The organism is Streptomyces sp. NBC_00775 (assembly GCF_036347135.1).
Taxonomy (GTDB): Bacteria; Actinomycetota; Actinomycetes; order Streptomycetales; family Streptomycetaceae; genus Streptomyces; species Streptomyces lutosisoli.
Genome location: NZ_CP108938.1, coordinates 1402549 through 1424705, shown reverse-complemented (window position 1 = coordinate 1424705; position 22157 = coordinate 1402549). Strand labels below are relative to the sequence as shown.

Below are 22157 nucleotides of genomic sequence, written 5' to 3'. Positions count from 1 at the left end.
ACAGGGGCAGACAGATGCGCAATGAGGGACTGGGGTCGTGGCCCGCACGCCGGGCCCGCAAGACCCCGCACCGCACCGCCCTGATCCACGGCGACCGCGACGTCAGCTACGCCGAGCTGTACACGCGCACGACCCGGCTCGCGCAGGCCCTGCGCGCCCTGGGCCTGCGCCGCGGCGACCGGATCGCCTATCTCGGCCCCAACCATCCCGCGTACCTCGAAACCCTCTTCGCCGCGGGTGCCCTGGGCGCGGTGTTCGTACCGCTCAACCCCCGGCTCGCCGGCCCCGAGATCGCCTACCAGCTGGGCGATTCGGGCGCCAAGGCCCTGGTGTACGCACCGTCGCTCGCCGGGCTCGTCGCGGGGCTGCCGGGCCACACCGACGTCCGTACGTTCCTCGAAGTGGGCGAGCGCTACGAGGAGTTGATCGCCGGGGCCGCCGAGGAGCCGGTCGACCAGCCTGTCACCGCCGACGACACCTGCATCATCATGTACACCTCGGGCACGACGGGCCGCCCCAAGGGCGCGATGCTCACCCACGGCAATCTGACCTGGAACGCGGTCAACGTCCTCGTCGACCACGACCTGATCGCCGACGAACGCGCCCTGGTCTCCGCCCCGTTGTTCCACACGGCCGGGCTGAACATGCTCACCCTGCCGGTGCTGCTCAAGGGCGGCACCTGCGTCCTGGTCGAGTCCTTCGACCCGGCGGCCACCCTCGACCTGATCGAACGGCACCGGATCACCTTCATGTTCGGCGTGCCGACCATGTTCGACCAGGTGGCCAGGCATCCGCGCTGGGCCGACGCCGACCTGTCCTCGCTGCGCATCCTCACCTGCGGCGGCTCGCCGGTGCCGACCCCGCTGATCGCCGCCTACCAGGAGCGCGGCCTCACCTTCCTCCAGGGCTACGGCATGACGGAGGCCGCGCCCGGCACCCTCTTCCTGGACGCGGAACACGCCGAGAGCAAGGCGGGTTCGGCGGGCGTGCCGCACTTCTTCAGCGATGTCCGGGTCGTACGGCCCGACTTCACGCCGGTCGACATCGGGGAGACGGGCGAGGTGGTCGTCCGCGGCCCGCACGTCATGCCCGGCTACTGGGGCCTGCCCGACGAGACGGCCGCCGTCTTCACCGACGGCTGGTTCCGCAGCGGAGACGCCGCCCGGATCGACGAGGACGGCTATGTCTTCATCGTCGACCGCATCAAGGACATGATCATCTCGGGCGGCGAGAACATCTACCCCGCCGAGATCGAGGACCTGCTCCTCGCCCACCCCGACATCGTCGAGTGCGCGGTCATCGGTGTCGCCGACGACAAGTGGGGCGAGGTGCCGCGCGCGGTCGTCGTCGCCCGCGAGGGAATCGACCTGGACCCGGACGCCGTCCTCGCGTCGCTCGCCGGACGCCTCGCCAAGTACAAGATCCCGAAGTCGGTGGTCATCGCGGACGAACTCCCGCGCACCGCCTCCGGAAAGCTCCTCAAAGCCCGTGTCCGTACGCGGTACGGCACCACCAACTCCTCGACAGGGAAGCGCATATGAGCATCACCGTGAACGGCCTCGACGAACTCAAGAAGCTCGCGGGCAGCGACCTCGGCACCAGCGAGTGGATCGAGATCACCCAGGAACGCGTCAACACGTTCGCCGACGCCACCGGCGACCACCAGTGGATCCACGTCGACCCGGAGAAGGCGGCCGAGGGCCCCTTCGGCGCGCCCATCGCGCACGGCTATCTGACCCTCTCCCTCTTCATCCCGCTCTTCACCGAACTCCTGGACGTCGAGGGCGTGTCGACGAAGGTCAACTACGGCCTGAACAAGGTGCGGTTCCCCTCCCCGGTGAAGGTCGGCTCGCGGATCCGGCTGGTCGCGAAGCTCGCCTCGGTCGAGGACGTGCCCGGCGGGGTGCAGATCGCCGTCGACGGGACGATAGAGATCGACGGCGGCCAGAAGCCCGCCGCGGTCCTGCAGAGTCTGTCTCGGTTCTACGCCTGACGGGTTACCGCTGACGGTACGTGTACGCGGCCGTGGCCGTGGCCGTGACGCACGCTCCGGGCGGGAACGCCTCGGCCCGGGGCGTGCCGCGCTGACGCTACGTCAAGCACCAGCCACATCGACGAAGACCGGGTTCGCATAGAACCACGTGTCGACCCACGGGTCACCGTTCCCGGGCACGTGCGGTATCGGGCCGTGCGGGTCGATCGACGCGCCGAGATAGCCCGCACCATTGCGGTTGCCGTCGCTGCCGCGCAGCCGGACGTAGAAGGACTCGTCGCCGGCGACCAGCGGGATGCGCAGGGTGTACGTCCCGTTCCGGCCGCTCACGTCCCGCGTGTGGACGACCCTGGTGTCGGGCGCCCGCCAGTCGTCGCGGTCGGCCGCCGGGCCGCGCACAGCGCCACGGATCACGTCGACATGGGCCAACTCGGGCAGGATTCCCTGGGGGTTGGGGCGGGAGGCGGTCGTCACGGTGACCGACAGCGTGAGCTTCTCGCCCTTGCGGACCCGCAGCCGACCACCCATCGTGACGCCCGGGCCATGGTCGCAGTCCCGCTTCAGGCGGACGTCGAGCCCGTCCAGCAGGTGCCCGTGGTCGAGCCAGACCCGGCCCGCGCGCAGGCCCGCCATCACCGAGCGGTAGCCGTAGCGGGTCACACCGACATGCGTACGGCTGAACTGGCCGGGCCAGAAGTCCCCGCCCGGCTGCTGGGTGTCGGTGTTCACCGGGTCGGGGATGTGCCCGGTGTTGTCGAAGTTCTGCCCGGGCGCCCAGTCGCCGTTCTTCCAGGTGTCGAAGACCACGCGGTGCACATCGGAGTTGGTGGTGATCGTGAAGAGCCTGCCCTCGGCGAGCATCGCGTCCCACATGCCGCCGACGGTCGCCGTCATCCAGTCGAACCCGCCGTACAGGACGTAGGCGTCCGCCGGGTAACCGGCGAAGGAGTTCTCGGACGGCTTGTTGACGTACTCGCCGCGCTGCTGGCCCGAGCCGACCCAGCCGGGGATACCGCCGCCCTGGGCGCCGGGCGCGCCCTCCATGCCGATCATGATCTCGGGTGCCGCGTCACGCCAGCCCCGCATCTCGTGCGGGGAGTCGATGCCGAGGCGCAGGGGGTGGTTGGCGAGGACGAGGACATCGTCGACGTATCCGGTGCGGCGCTGTTCGGCGAGCCACTGGATCGCCTTGACCGCGTGGGCCTCGTTGCGCGCCGTGTCGGGGCTGGTGGGGGAGCCCGCCGTGTAGCCCAACAGCTTGCCGTCGTAGGCGAGTTCGAACTGGGTGAGCAGGTCCACCTCGTGCGGGCCGGGCGCCGCGAAGACCGTGGCGTGCTCGGCGGCCGGGATGTACCACTCCAGGCCTTGGAAGATCAGCTGGCGCGGGTTGTCGGTGCGCGCCTTCAGGATCTCCTGGTGCTCCAGCTGGGCGCCGTAGTTCGCGTGCCCGAAGTTGGAGTGTTCGTTGAACACCATCCAGTCGAGGCCGTACCGGGCGCCCGCCTGGGCGAGTTGGGAGAACGTGTACTTCGCGTCGTGGCTGTAGACGGAGTGGATGTGGTGGTCGCCCACGAGATAGGCGAGACGCGGGTCGTCACCGCCGTAGCGTCCGGTGGCGGCCGTCGCGGGCGTCGCGAGCGAGCCGACCGCGAAGGCCGCCCCGAACAGGCCCGCCCGGCGCAGCAGTCCGCGCCGTGACATGCCCTGCGGGTCCAGCGAGGCGGGGGATACGGATGGGTCGGCCCAGGCGGGCAGTTGCTGCTCGGACATGCGGACGTTCTCCCTCGGGGAGTCGAAAAGTCTTTGGGGGTATGCCGGCCGACTGCTGCGGCTCAGTGGTTCATGAACTGTGCGACGGACAGGGCTCGTTCGACGATGCGCACATCGCCGAGCCGTCCGTGCAGAATCTGGTCGATCTTCCCCGCGTACTCGTAGCCGCCGAGCAGCCACGGCAGGCCGAGGGAGGTGAGTCCGACGGCGGAGGCGTGCGGATTGCGGGCGACCGGGCAGCCCTGGACGTACATCGTGGTGTGCGAGCCGTCGTTGACGACGGCGACGTGCCACCACTGCTCGCGGGCCGTCTCGTCGCCCCAGTTGGTGGCGATGCCCTGCTGGTCGAGCGGCCGGACCGCCCACTGCGGGCCGGGTCCGTCGGACAGGGAGAGCGTGGCGAGCGGCTCGTCCGGGTCGTCGGCGGTCTTGCCCGCGCCGCCGCCCGTACCGGTACGGCTGACCAGCGAGGCCCAGGCGTGGTGGGAGGGGTCCCAGTCGGCGGGGAGCTGGTAGAAGGCCTCGATGGTGTAACCGCGCTGGAAGGTCGCCGAGTTGAGGGGTGCGCCGTCGACCGTCCGCAGATACGCGCCCTTCAGCGGAGGCTTGCCGCCCTGGAAGACGAGGCTGCCGTGCCCCGGCTGGTCCGGGTGGTGCGCCGACGACCAGCTGAGGGCGCCGTCGGCGACCTTGACCACGGTCAGGTCGTTGCCGCGCCCCGACAGGTCACGGACCGTGCCCTCGACCGCCGTACCCTCCTCGTGCCCGTCGAACCGCCAGTACGCCACCGTGCCCCGGACCAGCATCTTCGCGGCGGGCCTGGACGGACGCGCGGGCACGGGTGCGAAGCCCGAGAAGCGCTTCTCGAAATCGACGGCGACGGAGAACCGGTCGGCGTCGCCGCTGAGTTCGATCTCCTGCCGCTCCAGTTCATTGAGCCCCTTGGCCGCCCGGCCCAGGATCCACGGCGAGATCGTCTCGACGTCGATGGTGTTCCGGTCGAGGTCGAAGCGGTAGAGGCGGATCATCGCCGCGCCGCCGTAGTAACGGTTCTGATAGTTCGTCAGATGCAGATGGACGTCGTTCCCGGCCGCGTTCTCGCGGGTGGCACGGGCGGCGGGCCAGTAGTGCCCGTTGAGCGTGAGGAAGATCTGGTCGTGGTCGTGGACCAGCTCGTCCCAGAGCCGCTGACCGTACGAGGAAAGGGTGTCGTCGTCGACGACCAGCTCGTGCGTGGTCAGGATGACGGGCGTGTGCGGATGCTGGGCGATGACGTCCTTCGCCCACGTGTACCCCTTCGCCGACAGCCGCCAGTCCAGCGCGAGGACCAGCCACTCCCGGCCGGCCGCCGTGAACAGGTGGAAGGTGTTGTAGCCGTCCGGCGAGGCACCCCCGAAGGTGCGCTTGCTCGCGAAGCGCCGCGGTCCGAAGACGTCGAGGTAGGCAGTGGCGCCGCGCTGGTCGTCGGTGGACGACCGGACGTCGTGGTTGCCCGCCAGCACGCTGTAGCCCACGCCGTGCCGGTCGAGGAGCTCGAACGCCTTGCCCGCCGCGTCGAATTCGGCCTGCGCGCCGTTCTCCGTGAGATCGCCCAGGTGCGAGAGGAAGACGATGTTCTCGTCCTTGCCGTGCTCCAGGAGATAGCGGAGCGATGCCTCGATCGGCGCGGGGTTGATGCTCGGCCCGTCGAAGAGGTACTGGGTGTCCGGCATGACGGCGAGCGTGAAGCGGCGGCTTTCGGGGTCGGGCCGTCGGCTCTTGTCCTGCGTGGTCGCCGCCCGGGCGGTCGCGGGGAGTGCGGCCGTCGTGGCGGCCGCCGCGCCGATCAGCGCCGTGGCCCGCAGGAAGTTGCGTCTGCCGGCGCCGGCCTGCTCGGCCTCCGTCGCCTGGTCATGCGAAGTACACACGTCTGCTCCATGGGAGAAAGCGGGGATGCGAGAAGGGTCAGAGCACGCGCAGGGTCCAGGACCAGCTGTGGGTGCCGGGCTCGATGAGGTAGGCGGGGGAGGTGTCGGGCCCGCACGACGCGGTGCCCAGCCCCCGGTGCGCGGCGTCGATGTGCACGACGCAGCCGGGCCGCGGCACCAGTTCGTCATGGTGTGCGGCGGCGGTCAGGTCCTCGGCCCGGTACCGGGTCACGGCGACCTGGCGAGGCCCGTCCAGCGCGACGGAGAGTCCGGTGGCGTCCGGCGCCGACAGCCTGAAGTGCCGTACGCCGTGTCGCCCGCCGCTCTCCTGCGGCCGCAAATAGGGGGTGAACAACGCGTCGACGGGCACGGAGTGGTGTCCCACGGGCGCGCCCGTGCTCCGGTCCGGATAGGACTCCCAGGGGCCCTGCCCGTACCACTCCAGGACATCGAGCCCGGCGACGGTCTCGAACACGGAGCCGACCCGCGCCACATCGTCGAGCCGGTCCGGCAGTTCGGCGGTCTCCTCGATCCGTACGCCGCCCTCCACCCGCGTGAACACCTGCTCGTGGCGTACGACGCCCGCCCACGTGTCGTACTCGGCGAGCACGGTGACGCTCCCCCCTTCGCGGCGTACGCCGACGACCTTGCGTACGAGAGTGTCGAGCCCCCACGTCCGCCAGCGCACCGCGGCGCCGCCCAGCTCGTCGTTGTCGGTCGGCGCCCGCCACAGCGACAGCACGGGGGCGGCGGTCAGCAGAGGATGGAGGAGGAGCCCGCTGTCGTCGACCTCGACGGGCGGCCCGCCATCCGCCGGCACCGGAGCCACGGCAGCCGACCGCAGCCGGACCTGCGGCAGACACACCTCCGTGCCCCGCGGTGCCCATGCCCCGTCCTCCGCCGTCGTCACACGCAGCGTCAGCCAGGCCTCGCCGCCGTCCTCCGGCAGCTCGAAGGGGAGCGGCACGGACGCGGTCTCGCCAGGCCGTACGTCGGGCAGCTCGGCCGGAGCCGTGAGAGTGCCGCCGTCCGCGAGGGCGAGCGACCACTCGGCGGCCAGCCACTCCAGCCCGCGGAAGTGCTGGCGGTTGGTGACCCGCAGCTCGCCGTCCGCGTACTCCAGCCGCACGGGCGCCGCGATCTCCCGGTGCTCGTACATCACCGGCTTCGGCGTGCGGTCGGGAAAGACCACCCCGTCGGCGATGAACGCGCCGTCGTGGATCGTCTCGCCGAAGTCGCCGCCGTACGCCCAGCGATGGCCCGGTGCCGTGACACCGTTGTCATACAGCCCGGCGCCACCGCGCCCGGCCGGTCTTCCGTCGTTCACGCGTTGCAGAATGCCGTGGTCCCAGAACTCCCAGATGAAACCGCCCTGAAGCCCCGGGGTTGACTCGATGGCGGCCCAGTGGTCGGCGAGCGTGCCGTTGCTGTTGCCCATGGCATGGGAGTACTCGCACTGGATGAGCGGCTTGGTCTGCTTCCCGGACAGGGCGTGCGCGACGCAGTCCTCGATGGGCGCGTACATGGGGCAGGCGATGTCGGACGCGAGCGCGGGATCCGCCCAGTCGAGCTTGGCGGCGCCCTCGTACTGCACGGGCCGGGTCGGGTCGTGGCGGCGCAGCCACCCCGCCGCCGCGTCGTGGTTCGCGCCGTAGTCGGACTCGTTGCCCAGCGACCAGATGATCACGCAGGGGTGGTTCTTGTCGCGGAGCACCATCCGCGCGACGCGGTCCACGAAGGCGGCCGTGTAGCGCGGGTCGTCGGCGATCTCGTGGGCGTGGTCGTGCGCCTCGATGTTCGCCTCGTCGACGACGTAGAAGCCGAGCTCGTCGGCGAGGTCGAGCAGGGACGGGTCATTGGGGTAGTGGGCGGTGCGGATCGCGTTGAAGCCGAAGCGCTTCAGCAGCGTCAGGTCGGCGCGCATGTCCTCGTACGACACCGTCCGGCCCGTCAGCGGATGGAAGTCGTGCCGGTTGACGCCCCGGATGTAGACCCGCTCACCGTTGAGGAGTAGGTCCCGGCCGCGGATCTCGACCTCGCGGAAGCCCACCCGGTGGTGCGAGGTGTCGGCGACCGAACCGTCGGCGCGGTGCAGCCGCACGGCCAGGTCGTACAGTTCGGGTGTCTCCGCCGTCCAGGCGCGGACGTCGTGGACGACCGTGTTCAGCCGTGCCTCGCCCAGGAAGTCGGAGACCCGGCCGTCCTCCTCCTTGAAACGGTCGAACTCCACGTCCTGCGCGAGGAGGTGGCCGTCCAGCTGTCCGCTGACGTACCAGCCCTCCGGCAGCGCGCCGGAAGCGTTCCGCACCTGGCAGTCCACCCGCAGCTCCCCGTCGAGCCGGGTCCGCACGGTCACGTCGGCCAGATACAGCGGATCGGTGGCGTACAGCAGCACCGAGCGGGTGATCCCGCCGTGCCACCACTGGTCCTGGTCCTCGATGTGCGAGGCGTCCGACCATTTGACGACGGTGAGCCTGAGCCGGGCGCGCGTTCCGGGACGTACGACGTCGGACAGATCGAACTCGGCGGCGAGATGCGAGTCCTTGGAGATGCCGACCGCCCGCCCGTCCACATGGACCAGCAGCACACTCTCGGCGGCACCGACCTGGAGCACGATCCGGCGTCCGGCCCACTCGGCGGGCACGTCCACCTCACGCTCGTAGACGCCCGTCGGGTTGGCGGCGGGCGACGCGGGCGGGAACTCGCCCCAGGGCATGCGGAAGTTGGTGTACCGCGGCAGGTCGTCGGTGCCCTGCATGGTCCAGGCGCCGGGGACGTACGACGAGGACCACTCGGGGCCGGGCTCCGCCGAGGGCGCCGGCAGCAGCTGGAACCGCCAGTCGCCGTCGAGCGAGAACGCACCCGCCCGCCGGTCCACGGCGTTCATCGGCAACCGCCCCCAGGAGGTCACCTCGGGTGCCTCCCAGGGGCGCAGGACGATCAGGGGATCGGCGGACAGCGGACCGCGGATCGACGGATCGGTCATCAGCGGATGGCCCCCTTGCCGAGGTCGCCGATGATCTGCTTGGCGCCGATCGCGAAGACGATGAGCAGCGGGACGAGGGCGAGCAGCGCGCCCGTCATGACCATTCCGTAGTCGGTCGTGCCGTGCACGCCGTTGAGCTGGGACAGGGCGACCTGGAGGGTCACGTTGTCCGGGTTGGTGAGGGCGATCAGCGGCCAGGCGTAGTCGTTCCACTGGCCCATGAAGGTGAAGATGCCGAGGAAGGCGAGGCCGGGCCGGACCACCGGGAGCGCCACATGCCAGTACTGGCGCAGGAATCCGGCGCCGTCGAGCTTCGAGGCGTCGAGGAGCTCGTCATGGATCGCGCTCTTCATGTACTGGCGCATCCAGAAGATGCCGAACGCGTTGGCCGCCGCCGGGACGATCAGCGCGGTCATCGAGCCGATCCAGCCCAGCTTCGCCATGATCACGAACTGCGGGATGGCCTGGAGCTGCGCCGGGACCATGAAGATCGCCATCATCAGCGCGAAGAGCACCCGGCGCCCCGGGAACTGGAACTTGGCGAAGACGAACGCGGCGAGGGAGTCGAAGAACAGGACGAGGACCGTCACCGAACCCGCGACCAGCAGGGAGTTGAACATCGACCCGAAGAAGTCGACGTTGTCGAAGAGATGGCGGACGTTCTCCAGGAAGTGCGAGCCGGGCAGCAGCTTCGGCGGATAGGAGAAGATCTCGGTCGACGAGTGCGTCGACATGATCACGGCCCAGTAGAACGGGAAGACCGAGAGCAGCAGGCCGACGATCAGGACCAGGTGGAGCATGATGCCCCGCTGCCGTGAACCCTTGATGGATGCCATGGTTGCGGGCTCCTATTCTTCGCCCCGGCGCTGCACCAGGCGCCAGTTGATGATCGAGAAGAGGACGACGACGAGGAAGATGCCCCAGGCCACGGCGGCGCCGTAGCCGAAGTCGTTGTTGTCGAAGGTCTGCTGGAAGAAGTAGAGGACCATCGTCTGGCCCGCGTGGCCCGGGCCGCCCGCGAACGACGAGTTGTTGTCCGTCGTCTGGAGCAGCACCTGTGGTTCGGAGAAGCTCTGCAGCCCGGTGACCGTCGAGATGACGAGGACGAAGAGCAGGACCGGGCGCAGCAGCGGCAGCGTGACGCGGAAGAAGGTCTGCACGGGTCCGGCGCCGTCCATGCGCGCCGCCTCGTACAGCTCGCCCGGGATCGTCTGGAGCCCGGCGAGGAAGATGATCGCGTTGTAGCCGGTCCACTGCCAGGTCATCAGGGTCGCGATGGCGACCTTGATGCCCCAGGGAGTGTTCAGCCACGCCACCTGGTCAAGGCCGACCGCCTGCAAGAGAGCGTTGACCAGGCCGAAGTTGGTGGAGAAGACCGAGCCGAAGATGATGGCGACGGCCACGATCGAGGTGACGTTCGGCAGGAAGAACGCGAAGCGGTAGACGTTCTTGAAGCGGACCGCCGAGTTGAGCAGCACGGCCGTGACCATCGCCAGGAAGATCATGGGGAAGGTGGCGAGCGCCCAGATGATGATCGTGTTCCCGATCGCGCTCCAGAACTGGCTGTCGTCCAGGAGATAGCGGTACTGCGACAGTCCCGCGAACTCCATCGAGCCGAGCCCGTCCCAGCGGTGGAACGACAGATAGAGCGAGAAGCCGACCGGTATCAGACCGAAGGCGAGGAAGAGCAGATAGAAGGGGGAGATCGCGGCGTACAGCCGCCAGTAGCTCAGGATGCCCTTCTTGGCATGGACGACGGGGGCGCCTGCCACTGCCGCCGGGGGTGTCTCGACCACGGGTGCGGTAGTCATCAGTAACTCACCCCCAGGTGGTCCGCGATGCGCCGGCACTTGCTCATGGCGTCCTTCCATGCCTGCTTCTCGTCCTTGCCGAGGACGGAGAAGTTCCGCAGCTCGTCGTCGATCGGGGTCTTGAGCGCGATGTCGTACGGGCTGTTGTAGGCGACCGGGATGTTCCGCGCCGCCGGGCCGAAGACGTCCATGGTGATCTGGTTGCCGAAGAACGCGTCGGGTTCGCGCAGTTTCTTCATGCCGTACGACGCCGGGGTCGAGGGGAAGAGCACCGAGTCGACGAAGCCCTGGGCCTGGTTGCCCGCGTCGAGCATCCAGGTGATCATCTCGAAGGCCTTCTCCGGCTCCCGGCACGCCTTGGTGATGGCCAGGAACGAGCCGCCGATGTTCGACGGTCCGCCCGGACAGGCCGCCACCCGCCACTTGCCCTTGGTCTTCGGTGTGTTGAGCTTGATGTCACCGGCCGCCCAGGAGGCGTTGAGCTGGCTGGGCAGCAGACCCCGCTCCGTCGCCGATATGTTGTCCGGCGTGCCGTTGACGATCTTCGAGACCAGTCCGCGGCGGGTGGCCTCGACGGCACGGTCCCAGGCGGTGCGCACATGCTCCTGGTCGCCGATGAAGTGCCGGTCCTTGTCGACGAACCGCTTGGTCGTCTGGTTGATCGAGATGCCGTAGATGCTGAGGGCGTCGGTCAGGATGAACGTGCCGGGGATGCGCTTCCTGAGCTGCTCACCGGCGGCGAGGAACTTCTCCCAGGTGTCCAGCTCCCTGGAGACGTCGGCCGGTTCGTGGGGCAGTCCGGCCTTCTCGAAGACGGCCGGCTGGTAGTAGTGGGCGACCGGACCGCAGTCGATGGGGAAGCCCACCATCGAGCCGTCCTCGGCGATGCCCTCGTCCCACTTCCACGGCAGGTACTGGTCCTTCAGCTTGTCGGCGCCGAGCGTGCGCAGATCCACGAACTGGTCGGAGTTCGGCAGGTACGAGGCCATGTCCTCGCCCTTGAGCCCGGCGATGTCCGGGACATGGGCGCGTCCGGTCATCGTGGTCATCAGCTTCGAGCGGTAGTAGCCGCCGATCTGGATGGCCTGGAGGTTCACCGTGCTGTCGTAGCGGGCCTTGGCGTCCTGGACGACTTTCGGGCTCAGCCCGCCGCTCCAGTACCACATGACCATGTTCCGGCCGGTGGACCCGGTCGGAACGGCACAGCCGGTCGCCAGGCCGCCGAGCGCCGCGCCGGCCGTACCGGCCAGACCCGCACGCAGCAGGCCTCTTCGTGAGAGCCGCACAGCTCCCACCGCCTTTCGGTTTCTTTGACGTTCTCTGAAGTTCTTTGAAGCTCGTTGAAGCTCTGTGAAGTTCTTCGACTGCGCGAGGTACCGATCAGGGCTCAGTGGGGGGTGACGGGCGCGTACCGGACCGGCGGTCCGGGGTCCGCCGGGATCCGGTCGGCCAGGAAGCCGTACGCGCGCCGCAGTTCGGGGTCTTCGAGGGAGTGCCACCAGCGGTGGACGCCGTACCATCCGGGCGCCGCGAGGGCGCCGCCGTGCCTTTGCACCGACAGCCCGGCGGCGAGGACCGCGAAGCGCAGCCGTTCCTCCAGTGGCCAGCCGCCGAGCGAGGCCGCGACGAAGCTCGCGCCGAAGACGTCGCCGGCGCCCGTCGCGTCCAGGACATCGATGTCAAGGGCCGGGACGTCCGCGTACTCGCCCGTCGTCTGGTCCACGGCGACCGCGCCGTCGCCGCCCCGCGTGACCACCGCCACCGGCACCAGTTCGGTGAGCGTGCCGAGCGCCCCCATCGCGCTGTCGGTACGGGTGTAGGCCATCGCCTCAGCCTCGTTGGGGAGGAAGGCATGGCACAGGGAGAGCTGGTCGAGGAGGTCGCGGGACCACTGCTGGGTGGGGTCCCAGCCGACGTCGGCGTAGATCTGTGTGCCGTTCGCGGCGGCCTTGGCGATCCAGCCGCGCGGCTCGGCCTCGATGTGCACGAGGGCCGTGCGCGCCTGGGGCGGGTCACCCATGAGCTCGTCCTGCGAGTACGGGGGTTCCTGGCCGTGGGTGACCAGGGCACGGTCGTGGCCGTACGCCAGGGAGACGGTGACCGGGGTGTGCCAGCCGTCCGCGGTACGGGAGAGCGAGAGGTCGACACCCTCCTGGCCGGCGAGGACACCGTGGCAGTACGCGCCGTAGGAGTCGTCGCCGAAGACCGTGGCGAGGGAGGTGCGCAGGCCGAAACGCGATGCCGCCACGGCCAGGTTGGCGATGCCGCCGGGGCTGACGCCCATGCCGTCGGTCCAGATCTCCTCACCCGGCGTCGGCGGCCTGCCCAGTCCGGTCAGGACGAGGTCGTAGAAGAGCAGCCCGGTCAGCAGGACATCGGGCCGTTCGTCGCCCACGGGCGCATCCTCTCGTCAAAAGTCTGCAAGCGGTGCACAGGATCGTGCGCGCATCGAGCCAATTTGGCAAGAGTCGAGCAGAACGGAGCATAGAAATGATGAGGAATGACGAGTACTGTTCATTCCGTGCTGGCAGAACGACGACATCAACTCATCCTGCGGGCCCTGCGCTCCGGCGGTCCCGCGGCCGTGACCGATCTCTCCGAACAGCTGGGTGTGAGCCCGGCCACGGTCCGCCGTGACCTCTTGAAACTGGAGGAGGAGGGCCTGCTCACGCGGGTGCACGGCGGCGCGGTCGCGGACGAGGGCGACCAGCCCTTCGCCGAGGTCGCCGAGGTCCGCGTGCCCGAGAAGGACGCCATAGCCGCGAAGGCCGCGTCGATGGTCCAGGACGGCCAGTCCGTCCTCCTGGACATCGGCACCACCGCCTACCGGCTGGCCAGACAGCTGCACGGCCGCCGGATCACCGTGATCACCAGCAACCTGGTGGTCTACGAGGAGCTGGTGGACGACGAGGACATCGAGCTGGTGCTGCTCGGCGGCATGGTCCGCCGCGAGTACCGCTCCCTGGTCGGCTTCCTCACCGAGGACAATCTGCGCCAGCTGCACGCCGACTGGCTCTTCCTCGGCACCAGCGGCATCCGCCCCGGCGGCCAGGTCATGGACACCACCGTCGTCGAGGTACCGGTCAAGCGCGCCATGATCAAGGCCGGGGAGCGGGTGGTCCTGCTCGCCGACCGGGCGAAGTTCCCGGGCACCGGCATGGCGAAGGTCTGCGGCCCCGAGGAGCTCGACGTGGTGGTGACGAACGCGCCGGTGGACGCGGCGACGCGGTCCTCGTTGGAAGAAGCGGGCGTACAGGTGGTCGTGGCGTGATTCCTCGCCGCGTGACCTGCGTCCCTGCACGAACTGCAAAGGTGGTAGTTGCGTGAGGCTGACCATTCTGGGCGGCGGCGGATTCCGCGTCCCGCTCGTGTACGGGGCACTGCTCGGGGACCGCGCCGAGGGCCGCGTCACCCACGTCGTGCTGCACGACCTGGACGCGGAACGGCTCTCCGCCGTGGCCCGGGTCCTCGCCGAGCAGGCGGCGGGCGTGCTGGACGCGCCCGAGGTGACCGTCACCACCGACCTCGACGAGGCCCTGCGCGGCGCCGACTTCGTCTTCTCCGCGATCCGCGTCGGCGGCCTCGAAGGACGTGCGGCGGACGAGCGGGTAGCCCTGGACCAGGGCGTCCTCGGCCAGGAGACGGTCGGCGCGGGCGGCATCGCCTACGGCCTGCGCACGGTGCCTGTCGCCGTCGACATCGCGCAACGCGTCGCCCGGCTCGCCCCCGAAGCCTGGGTCATCAACTTCACCAACCCCGCGGGCCTGGTCACCGAGGCCATGTCCCGCCACCTCGGCGACCGCGTGATCGGCATCTGCGACTCACCGGTCGGCCTCGGCCGCCGTATCGCCAAGGTCCTGGGCGCCGACCCGCGCGAGGCCTGGATCGACTATGTCGGCCTCAACCACCTCGGCTGGGTACGCGGCCTGCGCGTCGCGGGCCGCGACGAACTCCCGCGCCTGCTCGCCGACCCCGACCTGCTCGGCTCTTTCGAGGAGGGCAAGCTCTTCGGCCCGGAGTGGCTCCAGTCCCTGGGCGCCGTTCCGAACGAATACCTGCACTACTACTACTTCAACCGCGAAGCGGTCCGCGCCTACCAGGAGGCGGACAAGACGCGCGGCGCCTTCCTCCGCGACCAGCAGGCGCACTTCTACGACGAGATGAAGGCGCCGGACGCCGCCGCGCTGACCGCCTGGGACCGCACCCGCGCCGAGCGCGAGGCCACCTACATGGCGGAGAACCGGGACGCGGCCGGCGCCGGGGAACGCGACGCCGACGACCTCTCCGGCGGCTACGAGAAGGTGGCCCTCGCCCTGATGCGGGCCATCGCCCGCGACGAGCGCACCACCCTGATCCTCAACGTCCGCAACCGCTCCACGCTGAGCGTGCTCGACGAGGAAGCCGTCATCGAGGTGCCCTGCCTGGTCGACGCGAACGGCGCGCATCCCGTCGCCGTCGACCCGCTGCCCGACCATGCGACGGGTCTCGTCTGCGCGGTGAAGGCCGTCGAGCGTGAGGTGCTGGCCGCGGCCGAGTCCGGCTCCCGTACGACGGCCGTGAAGGCCTTCGCCCTGCACCCGCTCGTGGACTCCGTGAACGTGGCCCGCAGGCTGGTCGAGGGCTACACCTCGGTCCACCCCGGCCTGGCGTATCTTAAGTAAGCGCTTTCCACCTTCCTGGAGACTTCTCATGCACGACGAACGCCGCCGGATCGAGGAGCGCGTAGAGCGCGTCCACGACCAGCGCATCAAGCCCGCGGTCTACGCCGCTTCCGTCCCCTTCGCCGTGGAGGCCTGGCAGGCGCCGGGCGAACCCGTCCCCTTCGAGGAGGCCGCGGCCGCCTCGTACGAGCCCTTCACGATGGACACCCCCTGGGGTCCGCCGTGGGGCACGACCTGGTTCCGTATGCGCGGGCAGGTCCCGGCCGAGTGGGCGGGCAAGCGCGTCGAGGCCGTCATCGACCTCGGCTTCACCGGCGACTGGCCCGGCAACCAGGCCGAGGCGCTCGTCCACCTGACCGACGGCACCCCGCTCAAGGCCGTCAACCCGCTCAACCAGTACGTGCCGATCGGCAACCCGGCGACGGGCGGCGAGCAGATCGACTACCTCGTCGAGGCGGCCTCCAACCCGGACATCCTCGCCAATGACTTCGCGCGCCCGACCCCGCTCGGCGACGTCCTGACCGCCGGCGACAAGCCGCTCTACACCTTCCGCCGCGCCGACATCGCCGTCCTCGACGAAGAGGTCTGGCACCTCGCCCTGGACATCGAGGTGCTGCGCGAGCTGATGCTGGAGCTGGCGGAGCACGACCCCCGCCGCCACGAGATCATGCACGCACTCGACCGGGCACTGGATCTTCTCGACCTCGACGACATCTCCGGCTCGGCCACGGACGTCCGCGCGGCACTCGCCCCCGCCCTCGCCAAGCCCGCCCACGCCAGCGCCCACACCCTCTCCGGCGTCGGCCACGCGCACATCGACTCCGCCTGGCTGTGGCCGATCCGTGAGACCAAGCGCAAGACGTCCCGCACCTTCTCGAACGTCACCGCGCTCGCGGACGAGTACGAGGAGTTCATCTTCGCCTGTTCGCAGGCCCAGCAGTACGAGTGGGTGCGCGACAACTACCCGCAGGTGTGGGCCCGTATCCAGGAGTCCGTGAAGAAGGGCCAGTGGGCGCCGGTCGGCGGCATGTGGGTCGAGGCCGACGGTAACCTGCCCGGCGGCGAGGCGCTCGCCCGCCAGCTCATCCACGGCAAGCGCTTCTTCATCGAGCACTTCGGCATCGAGACCAAGGGCGTCTGGCTGCCGGACTCCTTCGGCTACAACGCCGCCTACCCGCAGCTCGCCAAGCTCGCCGGCAACGAGTGGTTCCTGACCCAGAAGCTGTCCTGGAACCAGACCAACAAGCTGCCCCACCACACCTTCTGGTGGGAGGGCATCGACGGCACCCGCATCTTCACCCACTTCCCGCCCGTCGACACCTACAACGCCCGCTTCAGCGGCGTCGAGATGGCCCGCGCCGTGAAGAACTACGCCGACAAGGGCCGCGGCACCCGCTCGCTCGCCCCCTTCGGCTGGGGCGACGGCGGTGGCGGTCCCACCCGCGAGATCATGGAACGGGCGCGCAGACTCGCGGACCTGGAGGGCTCGGCGAAGGTCGTCGTCGAGCATCCGGACGCCTTCTTCGCGGCCGCCCGCGCGGAGTACCCGGACGCCCCGGTCTGGGTCGGCGAGCTCTACCTGGAGCTGCACCGCGCGACCTACACCTCGCAGGCCCGCACCAAGCAGGGCAACCGGCGCAGCGAACACAAGCTCCGCGAGGCCGAGTTGTGGGCCACGACGGCCGCGCTGCACGCGCCGGGCTACACCTACCCGTACGAGAAGCTCGACCGGCTCTGGAAGACGGTTCTGCTCCACCAGTTCCACGACATCCTGCCGGGGTCCTCGATCGCCTGGGTGCACCGGGAGGCCGAGGCGGAGTACGCGCGCGTCGCCGAGGAGGTCGAGGCGCTCACCGCCGAGGCCGTGGCCGCGCTGGGCTCCGGGGAGACGCGGGTCTTCAACACCAGCCCGTGCGACCGGGCCGAGGTGGTACGGACCTCGGTGGGCGTTCCCATGTACACCGAGGTCCCGGCGAACGGCAGCGCGCTCCTGGGCGTCGCCGAACCGCCGCAAGCGGTGACCGTGACCGGCCGCGTCCTCGAAAACGGTCTCGTCCGCGTGGAGTTGGCCGAGGACGGGACCCTGGCCTCCGTACGCGACCTCAAGGCGAACCGCGAAGTCCTCGCCGACAAGGGCAACCTGCTCCGGCTGCACACCGACCTGCCCAACTACTGGGACGCCTGGGACGTCGACAAGCACTACAAGAACCGGTACACGGACCTCCTGGACGCCGACTCGATTACGGTCGTCGACCAGGACCCCCTGCTCGGCGCGATCCGCGTGGAGCGGTCGTTCGGCAAGGGCTCGAAGATCGTCCAGACGATCACCGTCCGGGCCGGCAGCGCCCGTATCGACGTCGAGACCGACATCGACTGGCACGAGGCCGAGAAGTTCCTCAAGGCCGCGTTCCCGGTGGACATCCGGGCCCCGCACTCCTCCGCCGAGATCCAGTTCGGCCATGTCCAGCGGCCCACCCACACCAACACCAGCTGGGAGGCGGCCCGCTTCGAGGTGTACGGCCACCGCTGGGTGCACATCGGCGAACCGGGCTACGGCGTCGCGGTCATCAACGACTCGACGTACGGCCACGACGTCTCCCGCACGGTCCGCGAGGACGGCGGTACGACGACGACCGTCCGGCTCTCTCTGGTGCGCGCCCCGCGCGTGCCCGACCCCGAGGCCGACCAGGGCAAGCACCGCTTCACCTACTCCCTCCTGCCGGGGGCGACCATCGAGGACGCGGTCGCGGAGGGTTACGCGCTCAACCTGCCGTTGCGGGTGGCCGATTCGGCCGGTCCGGTCGAGCCCGTCGTCTCCGTCGACGGCGAGGGCGTGACCATCGAGGCGGTCAAGCTCGCCGACGACGCCTCGGGCGATGTCGTCGTACGCCTCTACGAGTCCCGGGGCGGTCGCGCGGAGGGCACCCTCCTCACCGGCTTCCCGCTCGCCGGGGCCCAGGTGACCGACCTCCTGGAGCGCCCGCTCGCGGAGGCGGAGACGGACGGGAACGCGGTCCCGGTCACGCTGCGGCCCTTCGAGGTGCAGACGCTGCGCCTGGCCGTGGAGAAGAAGTGACCCTGCCGTGCGTGAGGGTGACCGCACTTCCCACGAAGAATTAAGGAAGCGGTAAGAAGCCTGGTCACGGCGGGTTTGGCGCCCGTCGTGACCACGGCCCGTCTTCTGCGTGACACCTGGAGTTCGCCGTTCCCCCTTGTGATGCGGGGGAACGACGAGAAAGAGGTGTCACGGTGCGAGACCCGCATATGTCCGCGATCGGCAAGGGGCTGAGGCGTCGGGGGAGGCTGATGGCGGAGGCGGTGCGTCCGCCGCGGCGCACGCTGGACGCCGTGCCGTCACCCAGGAACCCCGGAACCGCCGGAACTCCGGGGACTCCAGGAACTCCGGGGACTCCCGAAACCTCCGCCGAGCGGCTGTACGTCGCCCCGCGCGCCCCGCGTCTGGTGGACTCGCCCGTCTTCGTGCTCTCCTCCGTGCGCTCCGGCTCGACCCTGCTGCGGGTCCTGCTCAACAGCCACAGCCAGATCCGCGCCCCGCACGAGATGCATCTGCGCACCGTCCACGTGCACTTGTCGCGCGACTTCACGGCCGACGCCATGCGGGCGCTCGAACTCGACAAGGACGAGCTGGAACACGCCCTGTGGGACCGGCTGCTGCACCTCGAACTCACCCGCAGCGGCAAGCGGATCATCGTCGACAAGACCCCGCCGAACACCCTCGTCTGGCCCCGTCTGCACCGATGTTGGCCGGGCGCCCGCTACATCGTGCTGCTGCGCCACCCGGGCGCGGTCATCGACTCGCTGACGAACCGGCGTACGGACCCCGACCTCGACGCCATCCGTGCCGAGGTCCTCGACTACAGCGAGAAGCTCGAAGAGGCCCGCCAGAACCTCGACGCCCACGTGATCACGTACGAACAGCTCACCGCCGACCCGGAGGCGACCACCCGCGGCATCTGCGACCACCTCGGCGTCCCCTGGGAGCCCGCCATGCTCGACTACGGCTCCCAGGACCACGGCACCTTCCGTCCCCAGCTCGGCGACTGGAGCGACACCATCAAGTCGGGGCGAGTGCAGCCCGCCCGCAGCGCCGATCCGACGGTTGAACTGCCGCCCAGGCTCGCCGAGTTGGCGCGTGTCTGGGGGTACCCGGCGGTCTGACCGGCGGCGCGGTCCGGCCGGCGGCGTCACCCGCCGAGGAGGCCGGCCTCCGCTCGTGCGAGCGTCGCGGGGTGGCCGAAGAGTCCGGGCAGACCGCCGGTGTGCAGGAAGACGGTGCGCTGTCCGGGGGTGATGTCGCCGTCCTCGACGGCCGCGGCCAGCCCCGCCATCGCCCGCCCCGTGTAGATCGGGTCGAGGACGATGCCCTCGGTGCGGGCGGCGAGGGTCAGGGCGCTCATGACGGGTTCGGTGAGCGTGCCGTAGCCCTCGCCGACCCGGTCGAGCCGGACCCGCAGTTCCTTCGGAGCACAGCGCTTGCCGGACAGCTCGGAGGTCAGCTCGGCCACGGTCCGCGCGGGTTCGGCGACGGCGCCGACGTGCACGCCCAGCACACGGGAGCCGCCGAGGTGCGCGACGAGTCCCGCCATGGTGCCGCCCGAGCCGAGCGCGACGACGACCGTCGCCAAGTCGGGTACTTGATCGTCGAGTTCGCGCGCACACTCGACATAGCCGCGGGCACCGAGCGCGCTGGATCCCCCGAACGGGATGAGCGCCGGAACCTCACCTCGCCCCCTCAGCTCCTCGACCACCTCCTGGGCCCGCGACGCCAGCCGCTCGCCGCTGTCGCCCGCCCAGACGACGCCGGCGCCGAAGAGCCCGTCCAGCGCGAGGTTGCCGGACGCGGAGGCTCCCGGTTCTCCGGCGAGCACGAGCACGACGCGGAGCCCCAGCCGGGCGCCCGCCGCCGCGGTCAGCCGTGCGTGGTTGCTCTGCGGCGCGCCGGTGGTCACCAGGGTGGTGGCGCCCTCGGCCAGGGCCGCCCCGCAGGTCCACTCCAGCTTGCGGACCTTGTTGCCGCCGCCGCCCAGGCCGGTCAGATCGTCGCGCTTGACCCACAGGTCGTCCGGGCCCAGACCGAGCGCACGGGCCAGCCGGGGAGCGGGTTCGAGCGGGGTGGGCCAGGTGCCGAGGAGGGCGCGGGGCGGGGTGCTGTCGGTGGAGGGAGTCGTCATCGTCGGCAGCGTAGCTGGCCCGGCGCCGCCGGCCGGCGGCGGGCGCGAGGCTGCGGTGGGCCGCCCGGATGTCCCGGACGGCCCACCGCGCCGACGCACTCCGTTTCGGTCGTCCGTCAGCCGGTGAACCCGGCGTTGATGGACGTGAACTGCCAGTTGTTCTGGCTGATGCCGGAGCAGTTGCTCACCACGCCGCCGCCCGGGCAGGGCCGGTCGCGGTTGACCGACCAGAAGGCGAGTCGGGCGATGTGGTGCGAGTTCGACCAGTCGCGGATCGAAGTCCAGATCGCCGGAGTGGTGTTCTCCTGCTGGTCACTGAGACCGTTCATCCCGGAGATGCCGATGTGGGAGTAGGCCGTGGCGTCGTCCCACCCGAAGGTCGACTTCAGCTTGGTCTTCAGGCCCTCGGCGGCGTTGACGGTGTTGCCGTACATGTCGGAGCCGCCGCCGAAGTCGAACGGCATGATCGTGAAGACGTCGATGCCCGCGTTCAGCGACTGCGCCTGCTCGATGAGACGGTTGCCGTAGTAGGTCGGGCCGGTCGTCGAGGTGCCGAAGGTGACGATCGTCTTCAGGCCCGGGTTGTTGGCCTTGACGGTCTTCAGCGCGGTCAGGATCTTCGCCTGGACGGCCTCGTTCTCGAACTCGTCCGTGTTCTCGATGTCCATGTCGATCGCCTTGAGGCCGTAGGCGTCGATCACCTTCTGCAGCGCACCGGCGAGAGCGCTCGCCGAGGAGCAGTTGGCGCCGAGCTTGCTGCCCTGCCAGCCGCCGAACGACGGGACGATGTCACCGCCCGCGGAGCGGATCTGGTTGATGGCGGTCTGGTCGACGCCGCCGGTGAGGGCGCGGCTGCCGTCCCAGGCGGGGGTGCAGCCGCCGGAGTCCAGCATGAACGCCATCGTGAACCACTTGATGCCGGTCGCGCTCATCACCGTGGTCGGGCTCGGCGGGTCGCCCCAGCCTTCGTAGAGATAGGGCGCGGCCTGCTTGAAGCCGGTGCCGCCCCCGCTGCCCGCGTCCGTCGTGACACTCACGGAGTTCGAGGCCGCCGAGGTGTTCCCGGCCGCGTCGCGCGCCTTGACGGTGAACGTGTAGGCGGTGCTGGCCGACAGCCCGCTGACGGTCGCGCTCGTGCCCGACACACTGAGCACCTGGTTCGAGCCGCTGTAGATGTCGTAGGCGCTCACGCCGACGTTGTCGCTCGACGCGCCCCACGACAGCGAGACGCTGGAGGAGGTCTTGCCGGTGGAGGTCAGGTTCGTGGGTGTGGTGGGAGCCTGGGTGTCGGAGCTGCCGCCGGGCCCGTCCAGGCTGATGTCGTCGGCGTAGTAGGTGCCCTGCGCGTACCAGCCGTGGACGTAGATCTTGGCGCTGGTCTGCGAGGCACCGGTCGTGAAGGACACGCTGAGCTGGCTGTACGCCGACGGGGACGTCGTCCAGTTCGAGGCACCGCCGTCCACGCCCAGGTACACATAGCTGCCGCGCACCCAGCCCGAGAGGGTGTACGCCGTGTTCGGCTGCACCGCGACGGTCTGGCTGCACTGGGCGTTGTCACTCGAACTCACCGCCCCCGCAAGGGCCTTGGAGCCGCCGTGCACGGGACTGGAGACGACCGAGCCCAGGTTCCCGGTGCACGTCCAGGGGGAGAGGCTGCCCGACTCGAAGCCGGGGTTGGTCAGGATGTTGGCCGCCTGGGCCGTGCCGGGGAGGGCGACCGCCCCGGCCAGGGCCAGGGCGGCGGTGCCGAGGAGGGCGAGGAAACGATGTCTGGAACGTCTGAGATATGTGATGCGCACGCGATCTCCCTGAAGAAATGGGGGTGTTCGGGAGTGCT

Annotated in this window: 15 protein-coding genes; 6 read left to right on the top strand and 9 right to left on the bottom strand. The window is 69.9% G+C overall.

Annotated elements, in window-relative coordinates; all coding sequences use genetic code 11:
* Positions 1-14 precede the first annotated feature (14 nt).
* The gene (gene menE, locus OIC96_RS06580) at positions 15-1541 is read left to right on the top strand and encodes an o-succinylbenzoate--CoA ligase (RefSeq protein ID WP_330308809.1); all 1527 of its coding nucleotides are present in this window, start codon (positions 15-17) and stop codon (positions 1539-1541) included.
* Positions 1538-1993, top strand: coding sequence for a MaoC family dehydratase (locus OIC96_RS06575; RefSeq protein WP_330308810.1), 456 nt, complete (start codon positions 1538-1540; stop codon positions 1991-1993). The genes menE and OIC96_RS06575 overlap by 4 nt, the downstream gene beginning before the upstream one ends.
* A 102-nt stretch (positions 1994-2095) precedes the next feature.
* Here the strand turns inward: OIC96_RS06575 and OIC96_RS06570 are convergent, their stop codons facing one another.
* The 7 genes from OIC96_RS06570 to OIC96_RS06540 all read right to left on the bottom strand — a co-directional run bounded on the left by OIC96_RS06570 (position 2096) and on the right by OIC96_RS06540 (position 12862).
* Entirely contained in the window at positions 2096-3763 is a 1668-nt protein-coding gene (locus OIC96_RS06570; RefSeq protein ID WP_330308811.1) for a histidinol-phosphatase, read from the bottom strand.
* Positions 3764-3825: 62 nt separating this feature from the next.
* Positions 3826-5670 (bottom strand): LamG-like jellyroll fold domain-containing protein, encoded by a 1845-nt coding sequence (locus OIC96_RS06565; RefSeq protein WP_330308812.1) that lies wholly within the window; start codon positions 5668-5670, stop codon positions 3826-3828.
* A gap of 37 nt (positions 5671-5707) precedes the next feature.
* Positions 5708-8656, bottom strand: a complete 2949-nt coding sequence (locus tag OIC96_RS06560; protein ID WP_330308813.1) for a glycoside hydrolase family 2 TIM barrel-domain containing protein — start codon at positions 8654-8656, stop codon at positions 5708-5710.
* Positions 8656-9492: a carbohydrate ABC transporter permease gene (locus OIC96_RS06555; protein WP_330308814.1), complete on the bottom strand. Its 837-nt coding sequence runs from the start codon at positions 9490-9492 to the stop codon at positions 8656-8658. Before OIC96_RS06555 ends, OIC96_RS06560 begins: the two co-directional genes overlap by 1 nt.
* Positions 9493-9504: 12 nt before the next feature.
* Positions 9505-10467 (bottom strand): carbohydrate ABC transporter permease, encoded by a 963-nt coding sequence (locus tag OIC96_RS06550; protein WP_330308815.1) that lies wholly within the window; start codon positions 10465-10467, stop codon positions 9505-9507.
* A complete protein-coding gene (locus OIC96_RS06545; protein WP_330308816.1) occupies positions 10467-11753 on the bottom strand; it encodes an ABC transporter substrate-binding protein in 1287 nt (428 codons plus the stop codon). Before OIC96_RS06545 ends, OIC96_RS06550 begins: the two co-directional genes overlap by 1 nt.
* Before the next feature lie 101 nt (positions 11754-11854).
* Positions 11855-12862 carry a carbohydrate kinase family protein gene (locus OIC96_RS06540; protein ID WP_330308817.1) on the bottom strand — a complete coding sequence of 336 codons (1008 nt, stop codon included), beginning with the start codon at positions 12860-12862 and terminating at the stop codon, positions 11855-11857.
* Between the two features lie 126 nt (positions 12863-12988).
* Between OIC96_RS06540 and OIC96_RS06535 the strand changes: the two genes are divergently transcribed.
* The 4 genes from OIC96_RS06535 (at position 12989) to OIC96_RS06520 (ending at position 19307) form a co-directional block, all read left to right on the top strand.
* Positions 12989-13738: a DeoR/GlpR family DNA-binding transcription regulator gene (locus OIC96_RS06535; RefSeq protein ID WP_327433483.1), complete on the top strand. Its 750-nt coding sequence runs from the start codon at positions 12989-12991 to the stop codon at positions 13736-13738.
* A 52-nt stretch (positions 13739-13790) separates the two neighbouring features.
* Positions 13791-15128 (top strand): 6-phospho-beta-glucosidase, encoded by a 1338-nt coding sequence (locus OIC96_RS06530; protein ID WP_330308818.1) that lies wholly within the window; start codon positions 13791-13793, stop codon positions 15126-15128.
* A 28-nt stretch (positions 15129-15156) separates the two neighbouring features.
* Entirely contained in the window at positions 15157-18204 is a 3048-nt protein-coding gene (locus OIC96_RS06525; RefSeq protein WP_330308819.1) for an alpha-mannosidase, read from the top strand.
* A 173-nt stretch (positions 18205-18377) separates the two neighbouring features.
* Positions 18378-19307 carry a sulfotransferase family protein gene (locus OIC96_RS06520; protein ID WP_330308820.1) on the top strand — a complete coding sequence of 310 codons (930 nt, stop codon included), beginning with the start codon at positions 18378-18380 and terminating at the stop codon, positions 19305-19307.
* A gap of 26 nt (positions 19308-19333) precedes the next feature.
* Here the strand turns inward: OIC96_RS06520 and OIC96_RS06515 are convergent, their stop codons facing one another.
* Entirely contained in the window at positions 19334-20320 is a 987-nt protein-coding gene (locus OIC96_RS06515) for a D-cysteine desulfhydrase family protein (protein ID WP_330308821.1), read from the bottom strand.
* A 116-nt stretch (positions 20321-20436) separates the two neighbouring features.
* A complete protein-coding gene (locus OIC96_RS06510; protein ID WP_330308822.1) occupies positions 20437-22119 on the bottom strand; it encodes a carbohydrate binding domain-containing protein in 1683 nt (560 codons plus the stop codon).
* Between the last annotated feature and the right edge of the window lie 38 nt (positions 22120-22157).

Excerpts from the sequence above, each read along its gene's own strand:
- OIC96_RS06525 (WP_330308819.1), top strand. The coding sequence starts at position 15,157 with ATGCACGACGAACGCCGCCGGATCGAGGAGCGCGTAGAGCGCGTCCAC.
- OIC96_RS06550 (WP_330308815.1), bottom strand. The coding sequence starts at position 10,467 with ATGACTACCGCACCCGTGGTCGAGACACCCCCGGCGGCAGTGGCAGGC.
- OIC96_RS06575 (WP_330308810.1), top strand. The coding sequence starts at position 1,538 with ATGAGCATCACCGTGAACGGCCTCGACGAACTCAAGAAGCTCGCGGGC.
- OIC96_RS06560 (WP_330308813.1), bottom strand. The coding sequence starts at position 8,656 with ATGACCGATCCGTCGATCCGCGGTCCGCTGTCCGCCGATCCCCTGATC.
- OIC96_RS06570 (WP_330308811.1), bottom strand. The coding sequence starts at position 3,763 with ATGTCCGAGCAGCAACTGCCCGCCTGGGCCGACCCATCCGTATCCCCC.
- OIC96_RS06555 (WP_330308814.1), bottom strand. The coding sequence starts at position 9,492 with ATGGCATCCATCAAGGGTTCACGGCAGCGGGGCATCATGCTCCACCTG.
- menE (WP_330308809.1), top strand. The coding sequence starts at position 15 with ATGCGCAATGAGGGACTGGGGTCGTGGCCCGCACGCCGGGCCCGCAAG.
- OIC96_RS06515 (WP_330308821.1), bottom strand. The coding sequence starts at position 20,320 with ATGACGACTCCCTCCACCGACAGCACCCCGCCCCGCGCCCTCCTCGGC.